Origin of the sequence: Hydrogeniiclostridium mannosilyticum (assembly GCF_003268275.1) — a bacterium.
Taxonomy (GTDB): Bacteria; Bacillota; Clostridia; order Oscillospirales; family Acutalibacteraceae; genus Hydrogeniiclostridium; species Hydrogeniiclostridium mannosilyticum.
This window is the reverse complement of sequence record NZ_QLYR01000018.1, coordinates 1-20823: the sequence shown is the minus strand read 5'-3', so window position 1 is coordinate 20823 and position 20823 is coordinate 1. Positions and strand designations below refer to the sequence as shown.

At 45.8% G+C, this 20823-nt stretch carries 26 protein-coding genes; 5 read left to right on the top strand and 21 right to left on the bottom strand.

The genetic code is table 11. The features are described 5' to 3' along the window. The 3 genes from DPQ25_RS13960 to DPQ25_RS13950 all read right to left on the bottom strand — a co-directional run. On the bottom strand, positions 1-1498 hold a 1498-nt coding region (locus DPQ25_RS13960; protein ID WP_242978394.1), incomplete at its 3' end, for a pyocin knob domain-containing protein. 11 nt (positions 1499-1509) lie between these two features. Continuing rightward, on the bottom strand, positions 1510-3363 hold the full coding sequence (locus tag DPQ25_RS13955) for a phage tail spike protein (protein ID WP_177577138.1): 1854 nt from the start codon (positions 3361-3363) through the stop codon (positions 1510-1512). Positions 3364-3603: 240 nt separating this feature from the next. After that, on the bottom strand, positions 3604-3951 hold the full coding sequence (locus DPQ25_RS13950) for a hypothetical protein (RefSeq protein ID WP_112333789.1): 348 nt from the start codon (positions 3949-3951) through the stop codon (positions 3604-3606). 198 nt (positions 3952-4149) lie between these two features. Here DPQ25_RS13950 and DPQ25_RS13945 point away from each other — a divergent pair, with 198 nt between their 5' ends. From DPQ25_RS13945 to DPQ25_RS13935, 3 genes are all read left to right on the top strand, one after another. Next, the gene (locus DPQ25_RS13945) at positions 4150-4698 is read left to right on the top strand and encodes a hypothetical protein (RefSeq protein ID WP_112333788.1); all 549 of its coding nucleotides are present in this window, start codon (positions 4150-4152) and stop codon (positions 4696-4698) included. A 63-nt stretch (positions 4699-4761) separates the two neighbouring features. Then, on the top strand, positions 4762-5106 hold the full coding sequence (locus DPQ25_RS13940) for a hypothetical protein (protein ID WP_112333787.1): 345 nt from the start codon (positions 4762-4764) through the stop codon (positions 5104-5106). A gap of 29 nt (positions 5107-5135) precedes the next feature. Then, positions 5136-5462 carry a hypothetical protein gene (locus DPQ25_RS13935; RefSeq protein WP_112333786.1) on the top strand — a complete coding sequence of 109 codons (327 nt, stop codon included), beginning with the start codon at positions 5136-5138 and terminating at the stop codon, positions 5460-5462. Here the strand turns inward: DPQ25_RS13935 and DPQ25_RS13930 are convergent. From DPQ25_RS13930 to DPQ25_RS13860, 14 genes are all read right to left on the bottom strand, one after another. Next, complete coding sequence (locus DPQ25_RS13930) at positions 5443-6150, bottom strand: hypothetical protein (protein ID WP_112333785.1); 708 nt, start codon at positions 6148-6150, stop codon at positions 5443-5445. The two genes, DPQ25_RS13935 and DPQ25_RS13930, sit on opposite strands and share 20 nt — an antisense overlap. Next, positions 6147-8951 (bottom strand): coiled-coil domain-containing protein, encoded by a 2805-nt coding sequence (locus DPQ25_RS13925; RefSeq protein ID WP_112333784.1) that lies wholly within the window; start codon positions 8949-8951, stop codon positions 6147-6149. The genes DPQ25_RS13930 and DPQ25_RS13925 overlap by 4 nt, the downstream gene beginning before the upstream one ends. Positions 8952-9140: 189 nt before the next feature. Continuing rightward, complete coding sequence (locus tag DPQ25_RS13920; protein ID WP_112333783.1) at positions 9141-9515, bottom strand: hypothetical protein; 375 nt, start codon at positions 9513-9515, stop codon at positions 9141-9143. 1 nt (position 9516) lies between these two features. Next, positions 9517-10134 carry a major tail protein gene (locus DPQ25_RS13915; RefSeq protein ID WP_177577136.1) on the bottom strand — a complete coding sequence of 206 codons (618 nt, stop codon included), beginning with the start codon at positions 10132-10134 and terminating at the stop codon, positions 9517-9519. A gap of 5 nt (positions 10135-10139) precedes the next feature. Beyond that, positions 10140-10640: a hypothetical protein gene (locus DPQ25_RS13910; RefSeq protein WP_112333781.1), complete on the bottom strand. Its 501-nt coding sequence runs from the start codon at positions 10638-10640 to the stop codon at positions 10140-10142. Beyond that, positions 10633-10953 (bottom strand): hypothetical protein, encoded by a 321-nt coding sequence (locus tag DPQ25_RS13905; RefSeq protein ID WP_112333780.1) that lies wholly within the window; start codon positions 10951-10953, stop codon positions 10633-10635. Before DPQ25_RS13905 ends, DPQ25_RS13910 begins: the two co-directional genes overlap by 8 nt. Further along, positions 10940-11329, bottom strand: a complete 390-nt coding sequence (locus DPQ25_RS13900; RefSeq protein WP_112333779.1) for a head-tail adaptor protein — start codon at positions 11327-11329, stop codon at positions 10940-10942. Before DPQ25_RS13900 ends, DPQ25_RS13905 begins: the two co-directional genes overlap by 14 nt. After that, positions 11301-11471, bottom strand: a complete 171-nt coding sequence (locus DPQ25_RS15150; protein WP_242978392.1) for a hypothetical protein — start codon at positions 11469-11471, stop codon at positions 11301-11303. The genes DPQ25_RS13900 and DPQ25_RS15150 overlap by 29 nt, the downstream gene beginning before the upstream one ends. Before the next feature lie 146 nt (positions 11472-11617). Further along, on the bottom strand, positions 11618-13093 hold the full coding sequence (locus DPQ25_RS13890; protein ID WP_112333777.1) for a phage major capsid protein: 1476 nt from the start codon (positions 13091-13093) through the stop codon (positions 11618-11620). A gap of 18 nt (positions 13094-13111) precedes the next feature. After that, positions 13112-13891, bottom strand: a complete 780-nt coding sequence (locus tag DPQ25_RS13885; RefSeq protein WP_112333776.1) for a head maturation protease, ClpP-related — start codon at positions 13889-13891, stop codon at positions 13112-13114. Then, positions 13888-15078: a phage portal protein gene (locus DPQ25_RS13880; protein ID WP_112333775.1), complete on the bottom strand. Its 1191-nt coding sequence runs from the start codon at positions 15076-15078 to the stop codon at positions 13888-13890. Before DPQ25_RS13880 ends, DPQ25_RS13885 begins: the two co-directional genes overlap by 4 nt. Positions 15079-15093: 15 nt before the next feature. Next, the gene (locus tag DPQ25_RS13875; protein ID WP_112333774.1) at positions 15094-16764 is read right to left on the bottom strand and encodes a terminase TerL endonuclease subunit; all 1671 of its coding nucleotides are present in this window, start codon (positions 16762-16764) and stop codon (positions 15094-15096) included. Then, positions 16754-17119, bottom strand: coding sequence for a hypothetical protein (locus tag DPQ25_RS13870; RefSeq protein WP_112333773.1), 366 nt, complete (start codon positions 17117-17119; stop codon positions 16754-16756). The genes DPQ25_RS13875 and DPQ25_RS13870 overlap by 11 nt, the downstream gene beginning before the upstream one ends. 567 nt (positions 17120-17686) lie before the next feature. Continuing rightward, positions 17687-17869, bottom strand: a complete 183-nt coding sequence (locus tag DPQ25_RS13860; protein ID WP_146740574.1) for a hypothetical protein — start codon at positions 17867-17869, stop codon at positions 17687-17689. Positions 17870-18244: 375 nt separating this feature from the next. On the opposite strand from DPQ25_RS13860, the gene DPQ25_RS13855 reads away from it, so the two are divergent. Next, positions 18245-18514 carry a helix-turn-helix domain-containing protein gene (locus DPQ25_RS13855; protein ID WP_112333771.1) on the top strand — a complete coding sequence of 90 codons (270 nt, stop codon included), beginning with the start codon at positions 18245-18247 and terminating at the stop codon, positions 18512-18514. Continuing rightward, on the top strand, positions 18504-19025 hold the full coding sequence (locus DPQ25_RS13850; protein WP_112333770.1) for a ribbon-helix-helix domain-containing protein: 522 nt from the start codon (positions 18504-18506) through the stop codon (positions 19023-19025). Before DPQ25_RS13855 ends, DPQ25_RS13850 begins: the two co-directional genes overlap by 11 nt. A gap of 147 nt (positions 19026-19172) precedes the next feature. Here DPQ25_RS13850 and DPQ25_RS13845 read toward each other — a convergent pair whose 3' ends face one another. The 4 genes from DPQ25_RS13845 to DPQ25_RS13830 form a co-directional block, all read right to left on the bottom strand. After that, the gene (locus tag DPQ25_RS13845) at positions 19173-19610 is read right to left on the bottom strand and encodes an RNA polymerase sigma factor (protein WP_112333769.1); all 438 of its coding nucleotides are present in this window, start codon (positions 19608-19610) and stop codon (positions 19173-19175) included. Positions 19611-19654: 44 nt separating this feature from the next. Beyond that, positions 19655-20062: a helix-turn-helix domain-containing protein gene (locus tag DPQ25_RS13840; RefSeq protein WP_112333768.1), complete on the bottom strand. Its 408-nt coding sequence runs from the start codon at positions 20060-20062 to the stop codon at positions 19655-19657. Further along, positions 20059-20412 carry a hypothetical protein gene (locus DPQ25_RS13835; RefSeq protein ID WP_112333767.1) on the bottom strand — a complete coding sequence of 118 codons (354 nt, stop codon included), beginning with the start codon at positions 20410-20412 and terminating at the stop codon, positions 20059-20061. Before DPQ25_RS13835 ends, DPQ25_RS13840 begins: the two co-directional genes overlap by 4 nt. Positions 20413-20425: 13 nt before the next feature. Continuing rightward, the coding region (locus DPQ25_RS13830; RefSeq protein ID WP_112333766.1) for a DNA N-6-adenine-methyltransferase at positions 20426-20823 on the bottom strand (398 nt) is incomplete at its 5' end.

The following is a 20823-nucleotide window of genomic DNA, read 5'->3' as shown; positions in this document are numbered from 1 at the left end:
TCACGGTAATGGGGTACCTGCTTTCGGTTGATACCGCAAAGGGCAGCCCCTGTATTCCGGCATAAGATCTGCTGCCGGAACTCCCGTCACCAGCAGCAGTAATCCTTACACGTAGATAACAGGTAATATAGACCCAATCGCCGAGCGTCCAATATTTACAGCCGCGATTTTCGGTAATTGTATAGCTTACCGCCGGGCCACTCCTTGCTATCAACACCGGTGTCCACGTGCCTTCCTCTTGTCTCAGGTTGAGAAGGGCGGAGGTCTGTTGTATGCTGTTCTTGTTTCCCCCAACAACACTGAGTAACGTTTTCCAATTGCCCCAGGGAGACGCGGGAATCCAAAGCATATCACGGACGCGGTAATATATCGTATATACCGAATTCTCGCCTGTATGGCCCGGGATAATGTATTGATATACGATTTCTCCGCCAGATGAAGCCTCATCTACTACCAGCTTAAATCTTCCTCTATAAGGGCAATTTTTCAAGCTTTCCGCAATAGCGGTGCCTGTACACCAGTAGCTCCCCGGCGTTATATAATTATTTAAATCCTGGCCTGTTTGCAGCCTGTCACTGGTAGGGATAGGCCCCAGGTTCAACACCTGAAGGGAATTGGCTGCCGGGATTTGCGGCACGGGAACCTTAGCGCCGGAATCGAGCGTGGCTACGCCGTTGGCTGCGCCTTTTTCAGCCTGTGAAATAAGTGTACTTGTGTCTACTGGAGGCCCTGTCGGTCCCTCTGGTCCTTGAGCTTTTTGGGTTGTCTTTACATATTTCCCTGAAGCAGGGTCCCACAGCTGCCAGTAGCCATCCGAACTAATTGTAGGATAGTGTTCAGAGGCTTCCTCAGCTTGAGCGGCACTATTTGCCGCATTGGTGGCCGATGTACCGGCTTGTGCCGCGCTATCGGCTGCGTTGGTTGCAGAATCGGCAGCCCTGCTTGCGCTTGCAACGGCATTAATCGCCATGCTTTCAGCCTGCTTTTTATAGTCCAGCGTCTGATCCTTCCATCCTTCTACGTCGCCATGCATTTGCTGTACCTGGGCCAGAATTTCGGTGAGAGTAAGGTACTCATCCTCGCTCTCAATCGCTCCCTCTTGAACCGGGTTTTCCGTGACCTTCAGCAAGAACTCACTGGCGCAGATTACCCCGCCGCCGGCCGCGACCTCAACAACCGCCCGGCAATTACCGGGAACAGCCGTCATCTGCTGAGTGATAGTTATGTATACCCTTGTGCGATCCTCGCTTAATCCAAGTGCCGGATTATATACGCCTTTACCGTCTCCTTTACGGAGGCGGACAGAAACCGTCGCATTTTCCGGTACTTCGTAGGGGACGCCGCCGCTTGATAAATAAACCTCAATAACCGGAAGGGTTTTGTCGTATTGTATGCGCTCGACAATCGCTGAATATTCCCGGGCGTTGTCCATATGGCATACTATCGATTGGACAACCGCACCCTCTGGAAGGCTTATTCCGTTTGCTAGTTCTATCATATTTCTACCTCCTAATGAAAACCATTAGAATCAATATAGGCCACCTTTTTCCCTCCAACATAAAAATCAATGTTATTAGATTTGATTACAATCTTCGTATTGTTGGTGTTAGGCCCATCTATTGTTGTATCTGTGTCACCGGCATAAAGGACGCTTACCGATGAAGATGATGTCGGACGATAAATGCTAAGATAGCCACCGACATGGGTATATTGAAAGACTGTAAGACCTCCATCAGAAATACGAAAGTTTCGGAGCCTTCCAAACTCAATATCGAAGTCTCTATCTGTCATAATTCCGGCTCCACTTGCTGCATAATGTCCTATTCTCAAAAGCTTAGTGGAACCATCATAAAGAGCAAATCCATCGCGATTTGATTCGCTAATGGTATCACGTCCGATAATCGCAATAATGTTAGTATCAGAGGAAACAAGCTTGTTAGAGGCTAGCTCTCCAGTGTCCAAATTAAAATATACGTTAGGATTTTTTAAAGACTTAATAATGCCTGCCCGGATAACGTTTGCATTTAATATCCCTGTGGTAATAACTGCGGCATTTATACTGCCATCTGCCAACAAGGCATTAATAAAATCACCATTATATCCTGTGTTAGAATGTCCAAAACCTCCATTATTCCAACGCCAAACGCTTTGAGCTGTGGCAATGTCCCCGGTATCTAGGCTTGCAATCTCAACCCATTTCCCATTTTTTTGTATGGCCACCATCTCCCCTTTTTGCCCATTGGTAATCCATCCATTGGCGTTATCCACAGCCTGCTGAAAAACTGTTGAATTAGGAAAATCTTGAATTTGCTGTTGTTGGTTAGCTATTGTACCAGCGATATTACTTTTTAGCTGTCCTAATTCAATGCTCTCATAGCGGTCTTTCAGAACGTCATAAACGGTCTTAACGCACCTTGCTGTTGCTGAGACACCGAGGTTAGGATATTCTACCGTTACCGTATCGCCTAAATTCACACGCTCTAACAGGGCAAGGTCTTTGTACTCCTCAGTTTGCTCCAACGGCTGGAACGAAACGGAGATTGAAACCGCTGGTATGCCTATATCATTATTCTTGACGTAGGCTTGTGCACGTTCTCTTAGCTGCTCTTCTGTTGGCTGCTCTTTAAAATCCGTGGTGAAATCTTTGGGAGCGATTTGCTGGAAGTTATAAGTACCTGGAGCATTAACTATTTTTTCCGGCAACTCGACAAGCGTTCCATCACTACCCTTCCAATATGGATAAATGCCGGTCACCACATTGGAAATATTCTCATCCTGCTGTAAATCCGTCAGATTTTTGCCATAACGGATTGTAACGCCGTTGTCCCTTCCGCGCTTGTTCCACAGCTTCACGGAAAAGCGGTCAAACTCATATTCGCCCCTGTAAACATCGAGAATGGACCCTTCTGAGCCCCCCAATAATGACCAAACCGCAGAAGGAACCGATACCTCAAACGCCGCCGATGTAGATTTGTCCGTCCAGAAATCAAAAGGGTTTTCCGTTGACGAATTTTCCTTTAAGCCAATCAGTGCCGATTGACAGCTGCTTGCCTTAAATGGCGAGACAACAATTCCGGTCAGCTTGTAGGCAATATGCCGGGCATATATGGTAACGATACCGGAAAGCGGTTTTGTAATCTGTGTGATAGAAAAAGGCTGCGGGTCGTGATAAGGGTCCGGTTTAACAAAAAGAAGCCGGCGGTTTAAGATCTCGGAGTAATGAATGCCAGAAATAGGGTACTGCATTTCCAAATCATATACGCCATTTAGTTCTTGCGTAACCTTCATAGATACGGTATCGGATAAAGCACCTAAACCATTGTTTTCAAAAGCTGTCTCGGTTTCCGGGTATAAAAGAATCACAGTTTTCCTCCTTCCTAAAAATAGGCATAAGAAAACCACGCCCGAATGTTGAGCGTGGTTCTGTTGAGTTTTAGGCTGTTTTTCGTTGACACTTCCCGCACCTAAAGGCAGGGGATTCATCTCCTAAATTTTGATGATTTTCAAGATAACCTATAAGACCAACCTGTTATTTAGAAAATTTTGTAAAGAAAAAGCACGCTTACAAAGCGTGCTTTTTATCTTAAGTTTACATCAGGCGGCCTAATATGCGGGAAAGCTATTGCTTATGCTCACCCCCATAATAATGCCAAGAACTAGCAGCACCGCAACAATGGCTGTGAGAAACAGAATGCACTTTTTGATAGTTGCAACATTGTTATAAAGATATAACCACATAAGCTTAAACATTTCTTCTTGCGATATTTCTGTATTGTCTCTTCGCAAAAATACATCTTGATTTTCCGTCGATTGGCGAACATTATCGGGCAATGATTCCCCATTAGCTAACATCGCCCGGTATTGCTTACACTCTTCATCCGAGCAAACGTCCTCACGCCCGAAGCCAAATTCCAACATCTTTTTTTGATACAATTCATCAATTTTTTTCATAACTCTTCACCTCAACCAAAGTATAACATAAGCAAACAGCGTGAACAACACTAAAAATGGAGCTTGGCATATAACTTCTATATATGCGCATACAAAAGCTAAGAGACAATTTAGAAAAAATTTAAAAAGTCTGGAAATTATCACATTTTTGTGTTATTATGTCGGTGAATAACAATCACTAAGAGAGGAGAAATATTGATGAAGAAGATTATACTGGCATTTTTTTGTTTGTTAATGGCCTCTTTGTTGGGCTGCCAAGCCAAAGAGTTAGTTCCCACTGGTTATGAGAATTTTTGCTGGGGCGAAACGCCAGAGCAAGTCACGAACCACAAAGCAGATTTTCTCACATTTGTAAAAGAAGATGAGGACAAAGAGGAAGAAGAAAAATCGTTGCATTTTCTCAACGATGATACTTCTGATCCGGTTTATTCTTATGCAACCGAAGAACCGTATACAGCCGAATTTGTATTTGACAAAACTGGGCTGTGCGAAATCAAGCTACAGTTAGATCAAGATGTTTCACCACAAGCGTTCCTTGACGCGGAAGAAAAGTTGAAAAAAGATTTCCCGACGGTCCTTGAGTATGAACACAGGGCGAACGAAAACATAAACTTTTCTACGCATACACGGCTAACAAACGGTAATACCGATGTTTTTTTAATGATGACATACGGTTATAAAAATAATGATTATGGTAGTATTTACATCTCCTATGAGCGCTCGACTGATCTTGAAGATGGTCTTTAATTCTGTTGATTAAAAACAAATTCTTAGGGCCGCATCCCGCGTGTCCTTTTAAGGAGGATAATTATGAAAAAGACAAAAGCATACTATGAAGCATTGCTTGATCTTGGCTTTGTAAAAGGTGAAAAGCTGACAAAATCCGAAGAAGAGCAGCATAGAGCAAATATGAGAAATGGAATTGAAGGAGACGCAAACATCGCAGAGGTTAGCTCTGGGGTTTACAGAAGGGTTAATGACGAGCCTGACATGGAAACTTTTATAAGGATGTACATGTTAAAATCTCTGTACTTTTCAAGGGCCATTAGGAGCTGCTTGGTATTCTTTGTGGTCATTGCAGTAATCGGCATAGCTATTGGCCTTTTGGCATACATTGTGCCAATCTTGCTTGAGTGGCTAAGGCTTTCTCTATAATCTACTGCTGACAGCGAGGAGGAAGAAAAATGAAAAATATCATCGAGATACAAAGGGCATTAGTCGACGCAGAGATTATAGACGATGAAATTCAAAGAAATTTACATAGCCAGAACAGCGAGGAAGACTATGGGGGAATCATGGCGCCCGATATTGCCAAAAAGCTTTTAGAAGACGCCGAGAACGACAAAATGAGTGACGCATATCTAAAAGTTTTCCTTCTCAGAATGTCCCGTGATATTCACACGATAAAAATCTGCGTGTTAATTTTCTCTATCCTGGCACTAGCTGGGCTCATAATCGGCTTGCTTCTGTCCATTGGCAGCTTAGGCGTTGTCATATCGTCCACCATCTAGGCGTAACCTCTATGCCGGTTATGCCGCCGTCCCAACTGATTGCATTCTCTCCATGCTCAAGAATCGGAAAGGCGCTGGTGGAGATTGTATTGTTTTTATTCTGCTCTTCACGGTAGGCGTCCTGTAATTCGCTGTCCAGCATAATATAATCGTTGAGCTCTTTGATCTGAACGCGATAAGAGCCTACATATAAATTCCCGGCTGCTGTCCCGTTGACCTTAATCAACGGCAGAGCCGGGAATAAACTATTATACAGCGTTTGTGCCTTAGATATTGGAATAGGACGCTCGCCGTCCTTTCTCCACCGCTGCGGCTTGCACACGAAGGAAATCGTTAGCCGGCCGAAAAGATTCATCGCATTTTCAATCTCGGTAGGCCCAGCATAATAGGCCATACGGTAAAACTCAGGATCATAGCTATCTTCGAGACGCTGATAGCCGATAGGAGATTGAAGCCAGGCGCGGACAGCCCTTGCTCCCGCTGGAGTTTTGTTTTGATTGGCGTTGAAATACACTTCATAGGGCTGAGTGTAGTTGTCATACGCCCCTGTATCAATCAACAAATCTCCGTTTCTGCCTGCGACTTGAATTGTTTCATAACGCCGGGAAGGGCCCGGCTGATTTGGAAACCGCTCAACGACCACATTGCAGCTATACGACGGCACGCCAGCCCAAAATATAACGCTCATTTAGAAAAGCTCGCCTCCCTTCTTAATACCTCTGCCTGCATTCTCTGCATAACAACATCGGCGATTCTCTCTTCATCCATACCCGGCTGTGCAACCACGGTAAAAGTAAAATCGCCATAGGAATTAGTTTTGGTGTACACGTTGCCGGCTGAAATCGCGCTGCTCGGAAGGCTAAAGGGATGAATATCGGCTTGAGCGGACAGCCTGGACATTCCGTCCTTTATTTCCTTTTCTGTGGATTTAAAGGCCGTTTTCATACTATCCGACAGCCCGAGCTCGAAGCCTTCACCCGAAAGCGCGCCAAACTGTTTAAATACTTTTGATGGAGAATGGATGCCTAACGCTTTTTTAGCTGCATTGATTGCATTGCCAAAAACGCTACCCACAGTATTTGTCAAACTGGCAGAGGCGTTATAAAGGCCAAGCTGTGTGCTTGAGCCTATATTAGCGCCAATTTTTTCAGCCTCTATCTTTGCATTTTCGGCAGTTTTCCTGAGCGTATTGAGGGTGTCCTCGTTATAACCTTCCATTCCCTCATTATATTTCTGCTCGTACCTTTCAAGGGTAAGTAATGCGTTTTCATATTGTTCTTCAAGGATTCGCTTCTGCTCCTCGGTAGATTCGCCCGCAACGCTTGCGGCTGTTTTAAATCCGTCATTTTGCTTTCCGAGAATTTCAACGGTTTCATCAACATTGCCACTTAAAGCCGCTGTGGCCGCCGCCTCATATGCTGTAATATTTTGATAAACGCCGTCTACAATAGCCTGGCTCTCTTCATACGCTTTTTCTTTCTCCCTCAGGTTTTTTATCTCCGATTCATGTGCAAGCAGGTCAGCAAGCCCGTATTTGTTTATCCACTCAATGCGCTCTTCAGAAGAAAGCTCTTCAAATTCCAAATATCTTTCGCCCATTTTTTGGCGCTGTTCAAGTAGTTCCTTATATTTTATATTCGCGTCTTCTTCTGCTGCCGAACGGGCCTTTATAGCCTCTTTGTACACCTCCTCTTGAGCCGCCAGCATGACCTCTGCACGCTTTGTCTCTATCGTCTTGCCGATTTCATCCTGCAAGGTTTGATAGTTCTTGATCTGATTGCCTGTCATTTCGTATTCGGTGCCCAGAGCTGCATTTAACTCTCCTAAGATAAATTGCGCCCTCGCCCGGTCTTTATCTGTCACATTTCCAGTCTCATCGGCAAGTGTTGTTAATTCGCTATAAAGCTTCTCTGCGTTCTGAATCTGTGCCAGGTCAGCATTTGCGGATTCATAAGCGGCGTCTCGTGCGTTTTCATAAGAGGTTATAGTTTCGTCAAGGGCCTTCTTTTTTGCTTCTAGGGCTTCGCGTGATATGCGCTCCTCTTCGGTTTCCTTTTGGGTCTCAGCAATCAAAAAGCCAATTCCTGTCACCAGAAGGCCTACAGCGGTAGCAACAGCCATTGCCGGATTTGCACCAAGGGTCGCGTTGAAAAGCTTCATCGCAGTATTTGCGCCCTTAACGCCATCCGTCATGGCTTTAATTGTTTTCGTGACATTTGAAATTGTGGTCGCTACCTTCCAGGTGGCAAAAGCCGCGCCTATACCGGTTAAGCCGACCATAACCGCATCCTTGTTGTCAATCACAAAATCAAACAGGCCCTTAATTCCCGGCAACACTGTCTTTTTGATAAAGTCAAAGCCATCATCAATCGCGTCTACAAAGCCGTCAATGTCCACATCCTCGGTTAGCTCCAGGGCCGAATCGACAATCCCATTAAAGCCCCGCTGCACAGCAGTGGAGACCGGGCTGAGTTTTTTTGCGAGCTTTGCTGTGCTGTCCTGAAAATCAGAGGTTGCCTCATTGGCCTCTACCAGATCCTTGTTGGTATCTCTCCATGCCTGTCCGGCGTCTGGCAATCCTTGGCTGGCAAGCTCTTGCATGACGATGTTGGTTCGTTCGGTCTGAGATTTTGCCTGCTTCAGCTTTTCGTTAAATTCGTCTTCGTTGGTGCCGGCCCAATTCAGCACATCTGCAAAATTGCCCGTTACCGTACCGGCCTTGATGGTTTCGTTGATACTTTCAGCGAGCCCATCAATCGGAATGCTGTCGCCATATGTGGCCCATGCGCCGATTGCCGCGTCTGTCAGCTCTGTAAGCTGTTCCTGCTCTAAACCCAGCGCCTGGAGATTCGCGGTCGTTGTAGCCGCTGTCTGGTCGTCGGCAAGGACACCGTAAAGCGTTTTATAGGTTTCAGCCGTCTCCTCCGCGCTGTAGCCGGCACGCTCGCTGGAAACTTCCAGGCTGCCCATGATTTTTTGATATTCTTTCGAGCCCTCGACAATCCCGTCTATTCCATCTTTGAGCGAGCTAAGCGCACCGGTTATTGCTGAAGCGGTTAGATTTGCGGTCAAGGCGTCACCAAACGAAAAAGCAGCCTTTTCCCCGTCTTTCATGCTTTCAGTAACATCCTCGATACCATCATCTGTTGAATCAAGGCTGTGCTCCATATTGTTCAACGATGTTTTCGCGTCGTTCAGCGCCTGCCGCCATTTTAGAGTTTGTGTAGCGCTATCCCCATATTTTTGCGATGATTCTCTAAGGCCCTGATCTAATAGATCGACCCGCTGCTTTTGCACGCGAATCTGTTCATTTAGAACCTTCATTTGTGCGGAAAGCTTTTCCTGCTCGGAGTCATTCTCCGTAAAGGAAGAGGTGACACGCCGCATTTCCGTATCAAGCGTTTTTGCCTGTTCAATAATATTATTGAGTTGTTTTCTGTACTCTGCTTCCCCGTCAATTCCGATTTTAGGTCCGATATTTACGGCCATAATTTTATCACCTCAGCTTTAGCAATCCGTCCATAGAACAGGGTTCTTTTATCTTTTTGGGCTCTGCTCCATTAAAAATAGAAAAGCAGGAAATCATGTCGCACATCTCTGCATAAGAGGTGCATAGGATTTCCTGCTTGCTCATATTCAGCATTCTTCCATAGAATAAAAACCAGGCCCGGTTAAACCTTATTTTGCGGCTTTTTCCTTTTTTTTTGCGGGTTCAACCTCTACGGTTTCCCCGCCCATAGCTTTAGCAATAATTGCCAGGATTCCGCCTTGACACAAAGAAAGATATTCCTTGACGGGCATATTGAGAAGCTCCTTTGTATTGAGCGGTTGCTTCTCGTACGCCGGATCACTAAAGGCCCGCTGCTCTTCAGCACCATTGCTCAGCGCCGCCAAAATCTTGATTGAAACTTTTGCCAGATCCCCGGTAGGCAGCTGGTTAATCTCGTTGATTCTGTCAAAATCCTTGCCAGGGCAAAGGTCGGAAATATCTGAAAAGGCCTGCACGGTCAATGCTAGCGGATATTCTTTCCCTCCAACGGTTATGCTTACCATCTTACGCGCCTCCTCCGGTAATCTTGAAGAAAGCCTTCAGAATTTCCTCTGCTTCGGTTTCGGTCTCCTGATCGTCAAAAATCTTCTGGAAATTTTTCTGCGGGGTATCATCCCTCATTAGGTCGGCTGTGAGCTCCCTGGTCTGCCATTCAATAGATTCCTCCTGAGTGTTCGCCTCGTTTCCGCTCATTTGGAACCGGCTCTTTGTTAAAACATAGGGGGCATATGTAGTCACGCCGCCCGACATGTACCGGATAATAAAACCGATTCCAACATAGGGCGGAACCGCCGCTTCTCCATAATTACGGACCTGAACGGTTTTGTCCGCCCCATATTCAAATGATTCCGGCTCCGGTAGGCCAAAAATTAACTCTTCCGCCTCGGCAAATAGCCCGTCAACCGTAAGCGTCGCCGTCCCTCCGGTGAATACGCCGGGAACATTTTCGGCTTCCACGTTGTTTGCATAAAACGGGTTGCTGTCTCCAACCTCATAATCCGTACTTACGCCAACACCTCGCGCCAGCTCCATCCCTTTGGAATAGGTGACGGTTCCGCCAGAGGCCGAATATACTGCTACATAGGGCTTTGAAAAGCCCGTAATAACTTTACCTGCCGCCATTAATCTCATCGTCCTTTCAATTTCTGTTCAATGTCTTCATCAACAGCCTGCTTCATAGCCTCTACCGCAGGCTTTTTAGATTTATTCAGCGCCGGTCGCACAAAAGGGTGTTTTTCCCTGTCTGAGGTACCGCTTTCTATTCCCCGCGCAACAAGCACGTTTGGCTGACCTTTTGGGTATTTCTTTGTCTTTACGTTGTTGTACCCGGAAAAGCCTAATTTCGCATTAATATATCCGTCTTTGACCTCTAAGGGTGAAATACCAAACCCTTTTATCAGCCCTTGTTTCTGCCCTACAGTAAGTGGGGCGGGGTCCTTTTTTGCGTAAGCAACGATACCTTCAAGCTCTGGTTTTGCCGGCAGGGCTTCCATATTTTCCTTAACAGCGTCCGCGACTACCTTTGCGCCGGCATAGACAGCCTTCCTGCAAACATTCCGTGTGTCTTTATAAAGAAGGGAGATTTTTTTTTCATATTCCTCCATCCCTTTGAAAGTAAAACTAGCCATCCAGTACCTCCCACACCCATTCATAATGATAAAAGCCTGTGTCCTCCTCAAATTGAACCGAATTAAGGAACCAGGCTATTTCATTATTATTTAGAGAGGTTTCAAAATCATCCTTCCAGGGGTCAAACTCCTGCTTAGTAAATAAATCAGTGCTCCCAGTTATCGTTCGCTCCGCATGTTGGTTTCCAGCTTCAAAATCATTTGCTCCTTCTTCCTGCCAGACAAAATAGCGCTCCGACTTTATTCTCTGCGCATGGCTCACCGCGTCTGTCACCGCTGTGTGTACAGCAATAATTTTTTCAAACCATCTCATTTGAAACCTCAAACCTCTGCTCAATTTTTGCAAGGGTTATATCCATACTTGAAGGGAAAACATTCTGTACTGATTGGACCGTATCTATCCGGTACTGTTTTCCGTCCTCAGTAACCGCAACATCCTGATTATTTACATCACCAGCCCGCGGCGTTCTGATAACCCGTTCAAGCTCAACCTGGTTTTGCCGTCCGCTATATAACCGCTGAATACCGAGCCGCTGCTCTTCATAACGAAGGGTAAGCTTTTTCTTTAGCCCCGGTTTAGGCTGATAGCCGGGCTCTGCAATGTCTGTGACAGCGTAAACCGTCACCAGACCATCATTAAACACTTGCGTGATTTGATTGTCAGCCGGACGGTGCGGCGCTTTCCACATGCCGGCCCACCGCCCTTTCGTTCTGCATGGCAAGGATTCTTGCTAAATAGTTGTTTTCAAACACATCCTGCGCTCCATCCCGCATATAACGTACATATTCAAAAAGCAGAGTGCGGGGCTCTCCATCAGTTTCATAGTCCATCGCTTCTCCGCCTTTTCCGTCCAAATAAACCGAACCGGAGGCAATAAGGCCACGGATCTTCCCATCCGTGGCCTTGTCCTCCCAGGTAATATTCAGATAATTTTTAACGTCTGCAAGAAGTTCAGCAGGAATTTCCGCCCGCTTCATCACGATTTAGTGACAGTAACTGTGTACGTTTTTGTAGTTTTACCATCGGCAGCAGTTACCTTGATTGTCACTGTGTTGGAGCCCTCCTGCCAGGTGGCAGCTGAGCCGTTATCAACCTCGGCTTCGCCAACCTTCACTTCAATAGCGGCTTTTGCGTCTGCCGGTGTCGCCGTAATAGTGTTGGTTGCATTGGAAGTGGTTGTGGTATAGGTAGTCGTTTCAGAAGTAAACGCCGGATCCAGGGTCAAGCTGCCGATTTTCAGATCAGAAAGCGCAGCGTTATTGGATGGCGTTGCCGGCGTTACTTGCTCCACCTTCCAGATCGCGGGCTGCAAAGCAGAAATGTCCAGGAACAGGAAAGCGTTATTGTCCATCGGGAACCCGTTGGCGTATAGTTTAATCAAATACATACGCTCATCTTCAAGGAAATGATAGGAATCGTCGTATTCAATTCTTCCTTCCTTGCCCATACCGACCCCGGCAAAATATTTGTAGGCAATGCCGAGAATAGCCTCTCCGCGGTCTAGCGCCATAGACTGGACGATGCGCATAGGATAGGGCATAACATCATTTCTGTATGTACCGTCCGGCGCCATCAGGGTTGTAGCCGGCATAACCTTCTGGAAATAGTCCTGCGGATTGACAATCATTACGACGTCTCGCAACGTCCGAGGCTTACCATTCGGGTCAACAGCAATAAGAGAGAGCAGGTTGCCAATAGTCCCGGGCTGCAAGTCTGTAACAGAGATTTTTGCTTTTTCGGGATAGACGCCGCCGGTAACAGTCACGCCTTTTCCAACCTGGCGGTTCATCCCGATGGGCTTTTCATTGCCGTCGCCTGCGACGACTCCAGCCTCCAGGCCGTTTGCAAGCGCTTCATAGAGAACCTGGCGCACATAATCGTCCAGCCATTCCGGGCCCAAATCAAGCATTGCCTTACAAACCGGAATAAATGCCGACAGTTTCAGCAGTGTCATGTCGATGGTTTCAAACCCGGAAACTAGCTCCTTGACAATATCGTCGCACAGCTTGCCCCACACAGCCTCCTGATAACCGTTGGTGTTCATAATCATTTCGGTTAGGCCTGTGGTCGGGATAAATTCAATCAAGGAAAGCAGCTCATGGCGGGTTTGTAGTTCGTCAAAGACCGCATTCATAATGGTTTTGGGCATCACCAGGTCAGCGTTTGCCAATGCCTGCTTCGGGTCCTTAGACCGCATACACTCTGCAACTTTCTGGTAATAATCGCGTTCTTTGTTGGTCAGCTGCCGCACCCCGCGCTGGGCCAAAGCCCTAGAATCCATTTCTTGCTTGAGGTCGTTCACCTGTGCGTCATAACGCTGCTGAATGTCCTGATTAATGCATTCAATTATTTGGTCGAACGCCCGATAAAAACCCTCGGTGTCGTTTTCCCTGATTGCTTTCTGAAGTAGTCCGCGAATTTCCTCACGGCTCAAAATGTCGTTTGATCTCATGTTTTTCTCCTTTCATTTTTAGACATTAAAAATCCCGGCCAGCATTCGCATAATGCTGGGACCGGGTTCTTTACTTTGTTTCATGTTGTCTTTGGGATTTTCAGGCAATTTCTGAACAAGATCCCTCAGTTGGGCCGCCAGGCTTCTTTGAATCCCGATTCGCTGCTCCAAATTAAGATTTGCCTTTTGCAAAATCTGTCCCGCATTGCTCATATCAGCCTCTTGCTCCGCAAATTGGTCGGCCAGTCCATATTGAATACACTGTTCTGCTGTCAACCACGTTTCCTCATCCATCATTTGAATAAGTGTTTCCTCGCTGAGATTACCGGCTGCTTTTTGTAAATAGGCCTGCCGTCCAGCAGCATTGATAACATCTAGATCGTCTGCCGCTTTTCGTAGTTCAGCAGCGTTTCCAACCGTTCCCATCCACATGTTATGAATCATCATTAGAGCGTTTTTGGGCATGATTACGGTGTTTCCCGCCATTGCAATGACAGAAGCGATTGAGCAGGCAAAACCATCCACATATACTGTCTTGTGCGCGGGGTGGCGTTTGAGCTGGTTATAAATCGCAGTGCCCTCAAATACAGAGCCGCCATAAGAATTGATGTAAATGTTAATCTCGGTAACGTTTGGATATTTTGCCAGCTCCTCGCGGAAAAAGTTCGCTGAGGTTTCAGAGCGAATAACCTCATCGGTCCACCAATCATAACTATCTCCTTCAACGTCGCCATAGATAAACAAATCCAGCGTGTTCTCAGACGCAGCCTGTTTGATTTCCCACATGTTTTTTCTCATTCCACTTCTCCTCCTTCCTGAGTAAGCGGGCGGGTGGCCTGTCCCATTGTTGATATGTTCAGGGTCATATAGTGCTCATCCGCCCACGGCTCGTTAATTGTTGCCTGGTTTGCCGCCCTCCGCACGTCGTTGATGGTATACGCGCCGGAGCCCACCAGCTTTTCTACATTGGCGGCGTTCTCAAACAAATCAAAATGTATAATCGAGGAAGAATCCACACGGATAAAATCGCCCCTATGCCATCCGTCATAGCCATAGCGTTTCCTTGTGGCTTCCTCCTGAAGCTGGTCACAGATTGGATCAATGCAATTTGTCAAAAACCTGGTGTTTGCGTCGGCAGTTCCCTCTACCTTTCCATTGACCAGAACAGCGGGGATTAAAAAGGCCCGGGCGGTAAAATCAAAGATGTCCTCAATCAGATTTTTAATATCACGTGTGTCTTTCGCGCCGCTGGTTCCGCTTGCTTTCTCGTATTCATATCCATCAAATTCCGGTAATATCGCCCCGTTGCTATTCAGAAAGGGCTTTACCTGAGCCTCGATCATAGCTTGGAAGTTTTGGGCCCAGCCTTCATCTCCACGCGCCATCTGCGAGACATGGACTTTCCAATGCTGCCCCTGATCCCATTCATAGTTCTTGATCGCAGCTTGTACTAAACGAAAATAAGACTGATATAATCCGTTGACAACCGGACGCATATTTTTATGGTTTAATTTCAAATGAATCACATTGTTTTCGTAAATGGGGTATTGGTATTGATAGTTGTCAACTACGATTCCGCGATATTCATTTTGCCTGCTGGGCCATTCTTCTGGGTCCTCCCAGTCATCAGCGACCACAAGCGTCTCTCTCCCATCCACAGGGAGAGCGTTGACAATCAAGGCCTCATTGTCTTGGTACAGCTGTGCAATCAGTTTATGCATAAACATGGTTGAGTTCTGGTTGATGTTCGGGGAATAATTCCACATATAGTATTCTTTTTCAAATACCTCTTCGTTTCCCTGAAATGTTTTAATCTCGCAGCGCCCCATTGCATTTGCAATCATATCAACGCATATCCAAAAACAAAGTTCGCGGATTTGATATTCTTGAGCGGCCTCAAACAGCTCCCGGCATGTTACATCTACTATCTCCACCTTTCCCTTTTCTTTTTGAGCTCGGAAAAGCTTAAAAAAATCCAGCCCCAAATAACCACCGCCTTTCTATAGCCTGATCGCCCCGATTGGAGGGGCTGAAACGGGCATTCCGTCGCCTAAAACAGGCTCTATAACTACGCTGGCAACCAACGCCATAAACATATCTGTTTTTCGGCTTTTTCCTTCTATTTTGGCATAGATAAAATTTCCCGTGTCTACACCCTTATTTTTTGAGCTGCGCGTCCGCTTGGTGTTGTTCACCGCCCACCGTAAACATGGATTATCTCCCCAATGGAAAAGGCCGCGGTCGAAGCACTCCTGGATGACTGGCTCAATCATCATAATATCGGAAGGCCTAACCAGTTTTACATGATTTCGGTCATTGGCGTCAAATCCTATTTTTTTCATACTCTCAGACACCAGGGTCCAACGAAAATGATCCATCGCTAAACCCTTGATGTTATAAATCCCTGCCGCTTGCTGAATATAGGCAGCAAGTAAATCGGGGTGAATGCTAACGTCTTCGACAACCGTCACAAGCCCCTGTTTAGCCCAATCCTTCCAGGGGGCTTTCACCCGGCTGAGAGTTTTTGATTGAGCGCACAGCCATGCGTGATTAAGGTCGTAGCGTTCGGGCCCACGGCGGAAATGAAGGTTTACCGCCGCCCAGTCTGATAATTCGGCGTAGTCTATGCCAACAGTACAGGACCATCCTTTCATATTCGGCAGCTTCTGGTTGGTCAATTTTACCTTCTCGTAGTCTGTCACGCTAATCTCCTTTTGCCCTGCCCGTATTCCCATTCGCTTTGTTATGAAGTCGCCGTTCTGCTCTGGGTGTTCGCACCAATCCCGATATTCATCTTCAATCTCCTGGCGAAGGTGTGGAAGATAATAAAGGGAAGGGTTTGCCATATACCAATTTTCAGGATCATGCACCTGCTCTTTATTTTCCAGGCAGCAAATAAACGGCAAAAATCCATTGTCCGGTTCGCCTTCAAACAAAATCCGCCGGCCACGCGCTAAATAATCATCCAAAGGGCCGTCTGAAATTTCTCCATTTGAAGTAAATATTCCCACACGGGGCTGTGCCACCTTTCCTTGACCGGTTATAAAAACTTTGATATTGTCGTAATTTTCAAAAGCATGAACCTCATTGAAAACGACTTTTCCTGATCTCATTCCATCCCGGCCCTTTGGGTTATTGGTTCGGCCCTTCATTACTCCCTTATTTTTGCGTCCCTGAATAATCTCTTTGGTATGGTAATAATGCTTTTTTAGCTTCGCTTCAAATTTTGGATTTTCAAGGACCTCCGCGAGGTCTTTGACCGGAGTAACAGCCTGTTCCTCGTTATTTGCACATATGTCCACATTGTAATGCGCGACCGGGTTGTATGGAGAAACCGAGCAGGCTGAATCAAAAGCAATAAAACCATCCTTTCCCGCACCGCGTCCCACCATGCAAAATAAAGTTTTCCACCGTGGCATCCCATCAGCCTTATAGGTACAATCCCATAATGCAAGAACAAACGCCTCCCAGGGGAAAAGGCGATCATAGGGGAAATACTTAATCAAACCAAGATATTTATTCAGCTGTTCGGTATCAACATAAAGCTCCTCCGTTTCAAAGCAGTTGCGGACATGAGCGACCAGGGAACGTTGTTCCTTACAGGCACGCGGTTGATTTGATTCAACAATTTCAATATAATTGCTTACCTCCACAGGAAGCTTACAGCTCATCATCCTCACCGCCTGTTTGCGGCCTGGAGCTTGTCGCCTGTTCGCGGAATCCAAGCGCTGTCCATATGTTCAGCATTTGAGCCGAGACCCTGGTCGCAATAGTCAGTGACTTATTGTCGGTGGTCCCTTTTTGCGTAGCCCCGTTTGAATATTCGACATAGACCCCGCGCGTTACAACATCCTCGTTGAGCATTTTTAACCAACACCAAAGATTCATATATTCTTGCACCTTATCGGTGTATTGCCGCCCCACCAACCCACGAGTGTCCAGGTCATCCAGCATATCATTTTTTAATTCTACATATTCCGGCGTGTTGGACCACCGGCTGGCAGCGGGCTGTCGTTTTCCAGCCAAATCAATCACCTTCTTTGTTTTTTACTACACGGTCATGCAAAACCTTGGAAAAAGCTGAAATGTCTTGCAAACCCCCGAATACATATTTTTTTTACTTACTCTGTTTTTCAGAAGGGGGAGTTCCCAAAAATCCCCATCTATATTTATAAAATTTTTCGCATGTGTAACATCTGCCGCAATTAATACATTTTCGAATAATAACCTCCATATTAATCCCATCTTTCTTCCGTGATTGGAGCCCGTATATTTTTAAATTGTCTTTGACTTTCCGGGTGTAGTTCTTCATGACATTGCTTACAGACGCTTATAAGCTGGCGTTCCCCTGTTTCCTCATCCCATATAGAGAGAGCTAAGTCCGGCCTGCTTCTTAAATGTTTGACATGGTGGACTATCTTGGCCTTGCGGTATTTGTGCTTAACGTCCTTGCAGCGTTGACATTCATAATGGTCCAGTTTTAAAACATCTTCCCGAGACTTCAACCATTCTCCCCAAGTGTAAAACTCGTGTTCTTTCCCGGCATTTATTAGATCTATTAGGCGTTTTAATTTGATCGGAGCAATCACAATATTAATCCTTTGTCATTTCCTTCAGGGAGAAACAGAGGCTATTTCGCATGTCATACAGAAGAGCAAGACGCTTGCGCCCTTCTGTGCTCATGCATTCCTTTCTGTTTGCCAACGCCTCTTCTATTCGGTCCATTACCTTTTTGAGCTCGGCCTGGTATTCGCCTATAAGCTTTTCTTTTTCCACGCATATCACCTCAAAATGAGCATAAGAAAAGCCCACGCCATAAGGCATGAGCTTGAAAAAATATTTAAAATTTTAAGAAAAACGCTTGACATTATACGCTAAAAGTCGTATAATATAATTACAGGAACAGGGAATTCCAAGTAAACAGAAAGGAGAAATACACCGGAGCAGGGAGGTGAGAACTTGAATGAGGAACAAATAAAAGCCCTGCTGGAAATGCTTGAAAAGGCCCTAAAAAGTGAGATAGTTGACAGACTGACCATCACTATTAAGCCAAACAGCAAAACCAAACAAGGCTAATTAAAAAGCGGCGGGGAAATCCCACCCGCTGCTATTATTATAACCTGAATATCCCTGAAAAACAAGGAGGTAGTTATGGACATATCAGTGAAAGTCGAATATAAAAATACTAAATTGAAAGATCAAAGAGAAAAGGCTGGGTTATCTCAAGGAAAACTGGCTGATAAAGCGGGCTTAAGCGTTCGTACATTACAAGATTATGAGCAGGGTAGAAAAAATTTGAATGGAGCAAAACTGGTAACGCTGTTGACATTATGCAAATCATTAAACTGCAAGTTAAGCGATCTGATCTCAGACCCGCTATGCCTGAATCTGCTCAAGGAGGTTTGCGGAGATGAAGCATAATATGGCCCATAGCCGTATATACCACATTTATCAAGGCGTGAAGCAAAGATGCCTAAACCCTAAAAATCCTAGTTATTACCTATATGGGGGAAGGGGAATTTCAATTTGTGCCGAATGGGTAGATAATTTTCAGGCTTTTTATGGCTGGTCAATGGAAAATGGTTATACCGATGAAATGACACTTGACCGAATTGATTCTGAAAAAGATTATTCACCACAGAATTGCCAGTGGATCTCCAAAAGTGCAAATTCTGTGCGGGTACAAGATCGAAATGGAACACCTGAAACGATTGCCGCACGAAAGGAATTGAAAGCAAAGGGGAAAATTGGAAAAACATCTAGTAAGGTAAAGCAAAAATACAATGATAGGGTATATCAACAAATAAGTGTTCGTTTGCAAAAGGAGCTTGTGGAGCATTGGGAAACTGAAATTGAAAAGGATGGTATTTCAAAGGCCGCTTTTATTCGTGAGGCTATTGTAGAATACCTAAACCAAAAGCAGGGCGGTTAAGCCCTGCTGGAAATGCTTGAAAAGGCCCTAAAAAGTGAGATAGTTGACAAGACTGACCATCACTATTAAGCCAAACAGCAAAACTAAACAAGGCTAATTAAAAAGCGACGGGGAAATCCCACCCGCTGCTATTATTATAAATTTCTACTATACCATTTTATCATATTCTCTCGGGACATATGGGACATTTTTTTGAGAATGGCGGATATACCTATAGCATTGCTTTTTGATTGAATCGGCCGTAACTCCTTTGATCTTGTCCGCCACTTCTTCCCATTTCTTTCCTTCAATATATCGCAGTTGAAATATCTGCCTTATAAGGCTGTCATCAATACTCTGTATATACCTTTCAAGACGTCTTTTTTCATGCCAGCACTTCTCAATGTTGAGGTTAATTAACGCCTTTAAATCGGCAATTTCTGCCGCGTATCGTCCTACCTTATCGCTGCATTTTCCGCTGCCCGGCATTCCGGTAAGATTAGGAGTTGCCTTGTAGGCTGTCGTTTCTAACTCCATCAATTTGCTTTCAAGTTGTTTGATTTCCTTATTTAAATAGTACAGCTGGGACAATTCTTTGTTTGTCACCTAATCTCTCCTCCTTCTCAGCTTGCCCTTGAGATATTCCGCATTTATAGATTCAGGCAAGAGGGAAGATGGCATTTCCCGTCTGAGCCAATCCATTCACAGCGGTTCTTTTTGCAAAATTCCCGGGGCTTCCCGTCGTATTGAAAACGGGAGGCCTTTTCTTTGTCCTTATTGGGAACGTCTATTCCCTTCTGTTCTGCGATTAGAACTTGCGGCGCTTTTTTAACGCGCCTGCTTCGGCCGGCTTCTTCCGCTGCCTCTATAATTTCCTCCGGGGGTTCAACGCCAAACGCGGCGCCAGCTTTTCTAATGCTGGCCGGGTATGGGTCTTGTTCTCCGCGCTCCCAGCGGCTGATCTGTATTGCGCACATCCCGCACCTTTTAGCAAACTTCTGTTTCGTAAGGCCCGAGCCTTTATATAAGTCCAAAAGCCATTTTGCCGCGGGGTTCATGCTTCTTCCTCCTGCTCCATGCAAGCACCACAATATCTGCAAAATGAAGCTAACGAATCGATACTATCCAGACGGTTACACACGCTGCAAATACCCGTGCCTTTTTTCTTATCTACTGCAATCCAATGCCCAAGCTTCAGAGAGCTAGGACACTCCTGTTTCATCTGCTCCAGCTCTGCGCGCAGCTTGCCGTTTTCAGCAAGCAGCTTTGCGCTCTGGCTTTTATCAAAATCATTGATTCTTTCCAGCTTATCCGCGGCTTCCATGCACAAATCCATGATTTCTAACGTCGCTTTGTCTTTGTATAAGCTTTCTGTGCGCAGCTTCTCAATCAGTTTTTCTATGTCCATCACTCTTCCTCCTTCACCGGCCCCCGTTGTAGATAACCACCATCGAGGGAAAAGGGGCGGCGTTTACGGCGTTGCCGTCATCGTCCGTAAAATGCAAACGCCCTCGCACAAACCTGATTTCTGCCTTCCCATAAATGTAATCGTGAAAATAATTCGTGTCCGTCCGCGCTGGAATGAGCAGCACGATTGGAAAGCCCCCGCGGGCCTCTATGAACGCCTTTTTCACCCATTTCCCAATCTCGCGCCCATAAGGCGGATTGCAGAATACCGCGCCGCCGCGGTCCCAGCTTTGTGAAAGCCCGTCTGTCTCCGGCGTATAGTATAAGGGGCATTTCGCTGTCTTATCGGTAGCCGCGGGGTCCAGAACAAATTGAAATTCTTGGTTCAACTTATCAAAAAAATCCTGCGGCG

Coding starts and splice junctions, on each gene's coding strand:
- DPQ25_RS13925 (WP_112333784.1), bottom strand. CDS start 8,951: ATGGCCGTAAATATCGGACCTAAAATCGGAATTGACGGGGAAGCAGAG.
- DPQ25_RS13885 (WP_112333776.1), bottom strand. CDS start 13,891: ATGAGAAAAAACATGTGGGAAATCAAACAGGCTGCGTCTGAGAACACG.
- DPQ25_RS13950 (WP_112333789.1), bottom strand. CDS start 3,951: ATGAAAAAAATTGATGAATTGTATCAAAAAAAGATGTTGGAATTTGGC.
- DPQ25_RS13835 (WP_112333767.1), bottom strand. CDS start 20,412: ATGGACATAGAAAAACTGATTGAGAAGCTGCGCACAGAAAGCTTATAC.
- DPQ25_RS13840 (WP_112333768.1), bottom strand. CDS start 20,062: ATGAACCCCGCGGCAAAATGGCTTTTGGACTTATATAAAGGCTCGGGC.
- DPQ25_RS13945 (WP_112333788.1), top strand. CDS start 4,150: ATGAAGAAGATTATACTGGCATTTTTTTGTTTGTTAATGGCCTCTTTG.
- DPQ25_RS15150 (WP_242978392.1), bottom strand. CDS start 11,471: ATGGACTATGAAACTGATGGAGAGCCCCGCACTCTGCTTTTTGAATAT.
- DPQ25_RS13890 (WP_112333777.1), bottom strand. CDS start 13,093: ATGAGATCAAACGACATTTTGAGCCGTGAGGAAATTCGCGGACTACTT.
- DPQ25_RS13920 (WP_112333783.1), bottom strand. CDS start 9,515: ATGGTAAGCATAACCGTTGGAGGGAAAGAATATCCGCTAGCATTGACC.
- DPQ25_RS13935 (WP_112333786.1), top strand. CDS start 5,136: ATGAAAAATATCATCGAGATACAAAGGGCATTAGTCGACGCAGAGATT.
- DPQ25_RS13930 (WP_112333785.1), bottom strand. CDS start 6,150: ATGAGCGTTATATTTTGGGCTGGCGTGCCGTCGTATAGCTGCAATGTG.
- DPQ25_RS13915 (WP_177577136.1), bottom strand. CDS start 10,134: ATGGCGGCAGGTAAAGTTATTACGGGCTTTTCAAAGCCCTATGTAGCA.
- DPQ25_RS13900 (WP_112333779.1), bottom strand. CDS start 11,329: ATGTGGAAAGCGCCGCACCGTCCGGCTGACAATCAAATCACGCAAGTG.
- DPQ25_RS13940 (WP_112333787.1), top strand. CDS start 4,762: ATGAAAAAGACAAAAGCATACTATGAAGCATTGCTTGATCTTGGCTTT.
- DPQ25_RS13910 (WP_112333781.1), bottom strand. CDS start 10,640: ATGGCTAGTTTTACTTTCAAAGGGATGGAGGAATATGAAAAAAAAATC.
- DPQ25_RS13875 (WP_112333774.1), bottom strand. CDS start 16,764: ATGAGCTGTAAGCTTCCTGTGGAGGTAAGCAATTATATTGAAATTGTT.
- DPQ25_RS13905 (WP_112333780.1), bottom strand. CDS start 10,953: ATGAGATGGTTTGAAAAAATTATTGCTGTACACACAGCGGTGACAGAC.
- DPQ25_RS13850 (WP_112333770.1), top strand. CDS start 18,504: ATGAAGCATAATATGGCCCATAGCCGTATATACCACATTTATCAAGGC.
- DPQ25_RS13855 (WP_112333771.1), top strand. CDS start 18,245: ATGGACATATCAGTGAAAGTCGAATATAAAAATACTAAATTGAAAGAT.